Origin of the sequence: Curtobacterium sp. UCD-KPL2560 (genome assembly GCF_001705035.1) — a bacterium.
Taxonomy (GTDB): Bacteria; Actinomycetota; Actinomycetes; order Actinomycetales; family Microbacteriaceae; genus Curtobacterium.
Map to the genome: position 1 here is coordinate 21,766 of NZ_MCIG01000040.1, position 6,000 is coordinate 27,765.

The window sequence follows — 6,000 nt, forward strand, 5'->3', positions numbered from 1 at the left end:
TGGGGTCGTCCCGTGGGCGGACGTGCCGCGTCGTCGGCCGGGTTACCGTGGACGCGATGAGGTCCGGTCGCCGCACACCGCTCGCGCTCCTCGCCGCGGTCGTGGCGCTGGTGTCGCTCGTGTCGTGCTCTCCCGACCCGGCCGCCGACGGGGACACCACGGTCACCGCGGACGCGGTGATCTACCCGCTGTCGTTGCGCTACCCCGGCATCGACGTCGTCGAGGACGTGCCCTACGGGTCCGACGCCCTGCAACGGCTCGACGTGTGCCTGCCCGCGGACAGTGCGCCGGACACGACCGCGACCCCCACCCCGTCGGGCTCCCCGACCCCGGAGGGCCGCGGCGGACCGCGTGGCGGGTCCTCCGGTCGGCCGGCGGTGGTGATGGTCCACGGCGGCAGCTGGTCGCACGGCGACAAGGCCACCGCGGCGTACCGGGCGGTGTGCCAGTACCTGGCGTCCGAGGGCTTCGTGACCGTGAACGTCGACTACCGGCTCGCCCCGACCGACCCGTTCCCGGCGGGCCTGGACGACGTGCGCCGCGCGCTCGACTGGGTGTTCCGACCGACGACCCTGTCGACGTACGACGTCGACCCCGACCGGGTCGGGCTGTTCGGCGGCAGCGCCGGGGGCAACCTCGTCGCGATGACCGCCGTCACGGACCACGAGTCCGCCGCGTACGCCGCGGGCGACCGGGTCCGGGCGGTCGTCGACCTCAGCGGGCCGACCGACCTCACCGAGCGGTCGACCCGCGCCGACGGGGTGTCCGCGTCGTTCCAGCGGAAGCAGCTGCTGTACCTGGGGTGCCGGACGTACACCGACTGCCCGGCGGCGGAGCGGGCATCGCCGGGGTTCCACGTGACGGAGGACACCCCGCCGTTCTTCGTCGGGCACTCGACCGACGAGTTCATCCCGCTGTGGGAGTCCCAGGAGTTCGTGGCGACGCTCCGGTCGCACGACGTGCCGGTGACCTTCGTGGCGGTCCAGGGGTCGGCGCACTCGATCGCGCAGCTCGACCGGGCGATGAGCGAGCGGGTCGTCGGGTTCCTGCGGCGGCAGCTGGACTGAGGGCGGCCGGGCGGTGCCGGCCGCCGGTCCCGGGCTGCGCGGGCCACAGGTCCCGGGCAGCGTCGGACGCCGGTCCCGGGCCGGTTCGGCCGGCCGGTGTCCGTGTCCCCCGGACTCGGGCGTGGCGCTCCGGTCCCGACGCGCCCAGACTGCCGGGGTGACCGACACGACGACCCGCCCCGCCCGCACCACCGCCGAGTGGCAGCACCGGGGACCGCTGCGCGTCGCGGTGGAGCTCCTGCTCGGCCTGTCGTTCGTCGCCGCGGTCGCCTTCGGCGGGTACGCGGCGTCGACCGGGCACCTGGCCGTGCTGGCCCAGCTCGCCGCGATGGTGTTCCTCGTGACGCTGACGTGCGTGCTCGTGTCCTGGTTCCGGACGGCCGAGCCCGGGACCGGCGACCGGGGCTGAGCCCAGGCGTCGCGGCCCCGGTCACGACCGGACCCGGCGCGCCCCGGTCACGACCGGATCCCGCGCCCCCGTCACGACCGGATCCCGCGCGCCCTGGTCACGATCGGACCCGGCGCGCGCCCCGGTCAGACCGTCGGCGCCTCGGCCTCGCCGTGCGCCGCAGCCCCGGCTCCTGACCCAGACCCAGACCCAGCGCCGGGCTCCGCCCGACGCTCCGCCTCGGCCCGACGGTCGGCCCGCCGCTCGAAGAACCCCTCGACCAGGGCGTAGAGCGCCGGCAGCACCACGAGGGTGAGCAGCGTCGACGACACCAGGCCGCCGATCACCACGAGTGCGAGCGGCTGCGAGATGAACCCGGACTTCCCGGTGAGCCCGATCGCCATCGGCAGCAGCGCGAAGATCGTCGCGAGCGCGGTCATCAGGATCGGTCGGAGGCGTCGGGTGGCGCCCTCGACCAGGGCCTCGTGCACGCGCAGCCCGCGGCGTCGGTACTGGTTCACGAGGTCGATGAGCACGATCGCGTTCGTCACGACGATGCCGACGAGCATGAGCAGGCCGATGAGCGACGCGACGCCGAGCGGGATGCCGGTGACGATCTGCAGCAGGAGCGCCCCGGTGGCGGCGAACGGCACCGACGCCAGGAGCATCACGGGCTGCCGCAGGCTGCGGAAGGTCGCGACCATGATCACGTAGACGATGAGCACCGCGACGAGCACGGCCAGGAGCAGCTGGCTGAACGCGGACGACTGGCTCGAGGCGACACCGCCGATCGACGCCGAGGCACCCTTCGGCAGGTCGATCCCGTCGACGGCGGCGGTGACGTTCTGCACCGCGGCCCCGAGGTTCGACGCGTCGGGCGTCACGGTGATCGTCGCCGTGCGCACGGCGTTCGACGTCGTGATCGAGGTCGGCCCCTCGGACTGCTCGACCGTGGCGAGGTCGGACAGCGGCACGGCGCCGGTCGCCGTCGGGATCGAGAGCGACCGGAGCGCGTCGATCGTCGTCGGCGGCGCGGGGTCGGCGATGTAGACGTCGAGCGTGGCGTCGTCGATCTCGACGGAGCCGGTGTCCCGGGGCGACACGGCCGCGGCGACGAGCCCGCCGACCTGCGTCTCGGTGAGACCCCGCTCGGCGGCGGCACGGCGGTCGACCTTCACCGCGAGGTACGGCTCGGCGGCGGCGAGGTTGCTCGTCGCGCTCGTGGTGCCGTCGACGCCGCGCATCTTCGCGAGCACCGTCTTCGCGGCGGTCTGCAGCTCGGACTGGGTCGGCGCGGTGACGTCGACCTCGATGTCGCTCGACCCGCCGAACCCGCCGCCGGCCGACGACAGGCTGACCTCGCCGACGCCGTCGATGCGGTCGATCCGCTGTCGGGCGGTCGACTGGATGGTGGTCTGGTCGCGGGCCGAGTCGGTCGTGACGTTGTACTGCACCGAGGCCGACGCCCCGCCGCCGAACGCCGCCTGGATCGACTGCCCGCTCGTGCCGATGGTGGTCTGGACGGTCTCGACGCCGGGGACGTCCTGCAGCACCCGTTCGACCTTGCGCGCGGCGTCCGCCTGCACGTCGAGGCTCGTGCCGGCCGCGAGGTCCTGCGTCACCGTGAAGGTGTTCTGCCCGGAGTCGCCGAGGTAGTTCGTCTTGACGAACGGGACGGCGGCCGCGGTGCCGCCGAGGACGAGCAGCGCGAGCACGAGCACGAGTGCCGGCCGGCCGATCGCCCACCGGAGCACGGGCTGGTACCCGCGGCGCAGGCGGTCGGGGGCGCCGGCGTCGTGCAGGTCCGCGCCCGACGCGAGCGAGCCGGTCGAGCCGGTCGTGGCCGCCCGGCCGGCGGCGTGCGCGTGGCCCTTCGGCGCGCGGAGGAACCAGTACGCGAGCACCGGCACGATGGTGAGCGACACGAGCAGGGACGCGATGAGGGCCATCGTGACCGTGAGCGCGAACGGCCGGAACAGCTCGCCGACGAGCTCGGCGACGAACGCCACCGGCAGGAACACCGCGACGGTGGTCAGGGTGGACGCGGTGACGGCGCCGGCGACCTCGCGGACGGCGTCGAGCACGGCCCGGCCGCGGTCGACACCCGGTTGCAGGTGCCGCTTGATGTTCTCGATGACGACGATCGAGTCGTCGACCACGCGTCCGATCGCGATCGTGAGCGCGGCGAGCGTGATGATGTTCAGCGTGTAGCCGGCGGCCTGCATGCCGATCGCCGCGAGGAGCACCGACGTCGGGATGGAGATGGCGGTGACGATCGTCGAACGGACGGACAGCAGGAACACCAGGATGACGATCACGGCGAACCCGAGGCCGAGCAGCCCCTCCTCGGCCAGGGAGTCGATCGACTGCTGGATGTAGGGCGCCTGGTCGAACACGACGGTGAAGCGCGGGTCGCCGGTGACCTTGGCCTCGATGCCGGGCAGGGCGTCCTTCACGGTCTCGGACACGTCGACCGTGTTGGCCTCCTGCGTCTTCGTGATCGCGATCGTCAGCGCGGTCTTGCCGTCGACCCGGCTGATCGACGTCCGCGGGGACTCCTCGATCTGCACGGTCGCGACGTCCCCGAGCGAGGTCGCCGTGGAGGCCCGGCTCGCGCCCGTCCCGCCCGTCGCGCTGGTCCCGGTGCCGGTCCCACCCGCAGCCGATCCCCCGGCGGTCCCGTCACCGGACGCGGCTGCGCCGCCCGTGGCACCGCCGGTGCCGCCGGCACCGCCGGTCGCGGACCCGCCGTTCGCGGATCCGCCCGTGCTCGCGGAGGACGACGTGGACGACCCGCCGGACGCCGCCGTCAGCGGCAGCGCCTCGATGTCGGCGATCGACGCGATCCGCTGCCCGGTCTGCACCGAGAGCGTCTTGCCGTCCTGCGTGATGGTGCCGCCCGGGATGAGCGTGCCGTTGTCGTCGAGCGCGTCGGAGATCGACTGCGAGGTGAGCCCCCGCGCCGCGAGCTCGTCCTCGTTCGGGGTGATCACGACGCGGCGACCGGGGTTGCCGAAGACGTCGGCCTGGCGCACCCCGTCGAGCTTCTCGAGGTCGGGGATCGCCGTGGCGTTCAGCCGGTCGACGAGCTGCTCCTGGTTGCCGGAGGCCGTGACGGCGAGCTGCAGGACCGGCAGGTCGTCGAACGACCCGGTCACGATCTGGGTCTGCACGGTGTCGGGCAGCGAGAGCGCGTTGACCGCGGTCTGGATCTTGTCCTCGGCGCTGGCGAGGTTCGAACCGTAGTCGAACGACGCGGAGACGACGCTCTGCCCGGTCGACGAGGTCGCGCTCGTCGACTCGAGGTTCGGGACCACCTGGATCGCCTGCTCGATCTTCGTCGAGACGTCGTTCGACACGACCTCCGGGGTCGCCCCGGGGTAGGCGCTGACGATGGCGACCTGGGGGAACTCGACGCTCGGGATGAGCTCCTGCTTGAGGTTCGTCAGTGCGACGCTGCCGAACACCGCGACGACGATCGTGACGAGGGCGATGAGCGCGCGGTTCCGGATGCTGAAGACCGAGAGGAAGTGCACCGTCCGATCCTCCCAGCACTCCCTGCGAGTCGGGACCGCCCGAGGCCGGGCAGCGCCGGGCTGCGCGGCCGGGCTGCGCGGCCGGACTGCGCGGTCGGCCGACGCGACCGGGCAACGCGGTGGGCCGGCTCCCGGGACGGCCGGCGGACGGTCAGCCGCCGAGCAGCAGGTACGCGGCCAGCACCCCGGCGGCCCCGACGACCCCGGTCACGAGCGCGACCGTCCGGGCGGTGGTGCTCGGCGCCGTCCACACGGCCACGCCGAGCACGACCATCCCGATGACGACCTGGGCGATCCAGCCCGGCAGCGTCTCGGCGGTCGCGACGCTGTGCAGTGCCCGCACCCCCTCGCCGACGAACACCGCCGCGACGACCCCGAGGGCACCCGCGCGCACCACGGGACCACCGACGCGCAGGGCGACGGCGACCCCACCGGCGAGGAGCCCGGCCGGGACCCCGACCACCACCCAGAAGCCGGTCGGCGACAGGACGTCGGGGTAGCCGCGCAGGTTCGTGGCCGCCCAGTACCCGACGTGCATGAGCTCGAGCAGCACCACGCCGAGCAGCATCGCGAGCGGGAGGGCGACGCGGCCGGTCCGGACCCGTGCGAGCAGGCACAGGAGCACCGCGACGCCGAACCAGGGCGCCGCGGAGTTGGCCGCGACGGCGAACGCCTGGACCGCCTGCCCGAACGAGGTGAGGACCCCGACGAGCAGCGCCGCAGCCAGGGCCATCGTCACGCGTGCAGCGGCGGGGACGGCCGGGACGACCGGAGCGGGGTCACGGTGTGCGGGCGAGATCGGGGTCACGGTGAGCAGCCTGACGGGCGACGGCAGCCCGCCGCGTCACCCTGCCGGGCGACACCGTGCCGGTGACCTCCACCTGTGGGATGACACAGCGGAGCACGCCGGGAGCCCGGACCACCGTCGCGGGCTCGCACCACCGCGACGGCCCCCGACCGCGGCGGCGGGCTCAGACCACCGCCGCGAGCGACCCGCGCGCCCCCGCAC

Annotated in this window: 4 protein-coding genes; 2 read left to right on the forward strand and 2 right to left on the reverse strand. The window is 74.0% G+C overall.

Annotated elements, in window-relative coordinates:
• The first annotated feature begins 56 nt into the window (after nt 1-56).
• Nucleotides 57-1,067 carry an alpha/beta hydrolase fold domain-containing protein gene (locus BEP24_RS10385; protein ID WP_065963069.1) on the forward strand — a complete coding sequence of 337 codons (1,011 nt, stop codon included), beginning with the start codon at nt 57-59 and terminating at the stop codon, nt 1,065-1,067.
• A gap of 157 nt (nt 1,068-1,224) precedes the next feature.
• Nucleotides 1,225-1,476 carry a hypothetical protein gene (locus BEP24_RS10390; protein ID WP_065963070.1) on the forward strand — a complete coding sequence of 84 codons (252 nt, stop codon included), beginning with the start codon at nt 1,225-1,227 and terminating at the stop codon, nt 1,474-1,476.
• Nucleotides 1,477-1,601: 125 nt separating this feature from the next.
• Here the strand turns inward: BEP24_RS10390 and BEP24_RS10395 are convergent, their stop codons facing one another.
• Complete coding sequence (locus BEP24_RS10395) at nt 1,602-4,991, reverse strand: efflux RND transporter permease subunit (RefSeq protein ID WP_083230280.1); 3,390 nt, start codon at nt 4,989-4,991, stop codon at nt 1,602-1,604.
• A 151-nt stretch (nt 4,992-5,142) separates the two neighbouring features.
• Entirely contained in the window at nt 5,143-5,799 is a 657-nt protein-coding gene (locus tag BEP24_RS10400; protein WP_065963072.1) for a DUF6518 family protein, read from the reverse strand.
• Nucleotides 5,800-6,000 lie beyond the last annotated feature (201 nt).

Bases quoted from the DNA above. Each gene is read 5' to 3' on its own strand.
- BEP24_RS10385 (WP_065963069.1), top strand. From the start codon at position 57: ATGAGGTCCGGTCGCCGCACACCGCTCGCGCTCCTCGCCGCGGTCGTG.